This is a genomic window from Streptomyces glaucescens, from assembly GCF_002154375.1.
GTDB classification, from domain to species: domain Bacteria; phylum Actinomycetota; class Actinomycetes; order Streptomycetales; family Streptomycetaceae; genus Streptomyces; species Streptomyces glaucescens.
Map to the genome: position 1 here is coordinate 1 of NZ_MUND01000439.1, position 1678 is coordinate 1678.

At 70.2% G+C, this 1678-nt stretch carries 4 protein-coding genes; 1 reads left to right on the plus strand and 3 read right to left on the minus strand.

Features of this window, described 5'->3' with window-relative positions; translation table 11 throughout:
• The 3 genes from CCN42_RS26610 to CCN42_RS26620 all read right to left on the minus strand — a co-directional run.
• Positions 1-302: hypothetical protein (locus CCN42_RS26610; protein WP_107427650.1), on the minus strand; the 302-nt coding region annotated here is incomplete at its 3' end.
• Positions 299-646 carry a hypothetical protein gene (locus CCN42_RS26615; protein WP_086739401.1) on the minus strand — a complete coding sequence of 116 codons (348 nt, stop codon included), beginning with the start codon at positions 644-646 and terminating at the stop codon, positions 299-301. The genes CCN42_RS26610 and CCN42_RS26615, both read right to left, overlap by 4 nt.
• 127 nt (positions 647-773) lie before the next feature.
• Complete coding sequence (locus tag CCN42_RS26620; protein WP_086739399.1) at positions 774-1175, minus strand: ATP-binding protein; 402 nt, start codon at positions 1173-1175, stop codon at positions 774-776.
• A gap of 155 nt (positions 1176-1330) precedes the next feature.
• On the opposite strand from CCN42_RS26620, the gene CCN42_RS26625 reads away from it, so the two are divergent.
• Positions 1331-1678, plus strand: a 348-nt coding sequence (locus CCN42_RS26625) for a helix-turn-helix domain-containing protein (RefSeq protein ID WP_143662016.1), incomplete at its 3' end; no start/stop codon positions are given.

Below are 1678 nucleotides of genomic sequence, written 5' to 3' on the forward strand. Positions count from 1 at the left end.
GGAACTGGGTCACTCGTAAGCAGGGACCGGAACGAGTGGTCTGCGGCTCGATAACCCAGATAGGTGATCTGCAGGACGTAGACCCGCTCGCTGCGCACGACAACCTGTGTGAACATGCCGCCGGGAACGGTGACGTCGCCCCTCTTGGGGTCGGCACCCTCATGGGCCCGGCCATGGACGTGAAGCGCTTCCGCAGCCCGGACCAACTCGTCCGCCCTGCTCGCGACGCGAGCGAGGAAATCGGCGGGAACGGTCCGGGCGGTCTCCTCCGCGCCGAACGCGTACTCCCACTTCCAGCTCACGTGCGGACAGCCTTCATGGCTTCGTCCAACACGGCGCTCAGCTCCCGCAGTGCCTCCTGCGAGACAGCCGGATCCTGGTGCTCCAGATTCCGCTTCGCCCAGTCATGGCGGGTGGACAGGTCCGGGCGCCGGGCGATCTCGATGTCTCTCGCCCAGGTCAGGACCCAGCTCTGCACCGGGCTCAGGGACTGCCACTCCACGGCTTTGGCGAAGGCTTCGTCCTTCTGAGCCTGCATCTCCGCCATGCGGCGAGGAGCGACGACCGCCAGAGCAGCCCGCAGCGCGTCAGGGGTTTTCCCGGGACGGGGGATCAGCTCGTGTCCGTGGTCGGCCTGAGTGCTCATCGTGTCCTCCACGGAGTGCCTCGGCCAGAGTGTCCGGACGAGGCTTGGCGGAGTCGGGGGCCGGAAGTGGCGGGGGATGACCTGGGCGGGCCGGCGCACCCGCCCCACCCGCGGCCCCACGGCCACGTCATCGAGTGACCTCCGCCCAGACCGTCTTGCGCGGCGCCGGTCCCTGGGTGACTCCCCAGCGGGCGGCCAGGGCGTCGACCAGGACGAGGCCTCGGCCGGAGTCCGCGTCCTGATCCGCCTGCCGGATGCGGGGGAGCCGGGTGCCGTGTGTATCGGTCACCTCGATGCGGAGGGCGTCGCCGACGACGTAGAGCAACAGGCGGAAGGCGCGGCCCGGCACCCTGCCGTGCGTGACCGCGTTCGCCGCCAGCTCGGCCACGATCAGCTCCGCCGGGTCCAAGGGCAGTCCCCACGAGCGCAGTTGCTCCGCGGCCAGCAGTCGGGCGAGGCGAGCCCCGCGCCGGGTGGAGGACAGCTGAACGCTGAAGTTGCGGACGGGGGTGACGGTTTCCTGGTTCACGTCACTCAGAGTGGCGGTGCCTGCGTACCGTGAGAAGTCACTCAGTGGGTACGTACGGTCACTGTCCGAGGCTTGTCCGGTCGTGTCCGGGCTGTCGGGTCGGGGCGTACGGGTAGGGCGCTGCTGCGCCACAGCGGTACGACGGAGGGGTGCGGATGTCGGTGGAAGCGGACGCGGGGCGGCTCAGGACCGAGGCGGACGAGCCGGGGTGGGAGGTGGATCCCGATGACGACTGGGGTGTCGCCGTGGTCGCCACCGTGGGGCGCCAGTTGAGGCTGCGGCGGGAGGCCGTGGGGATGCGGGCCGCCGAGTTCGGGCAGGCGGTCGGCTACGGCGAGGACATGGTCTACAAGATCGAGGGCGGGAAGCGGATCCCCCGCCCGGAGTTTCTGGACAGGGCGGACGACGTGCTGAGGGCGGGTGGGCTGCTCGCCGCCATGAAGGAGGACGTGGACAAGGTCCGGTACCCGAGGAAGGTCCGGGCCTTGGCCGAGATGGAGGCC

Coding starts and splice junctions, on each gene's coding strand:
- CCN42_RS26615 (WP_086739401.1), bottom strand. CDS start 646: ATGAGCACTCAGGCCGACCACGGACACGAGCTGATCCCCCGTCCCGGG.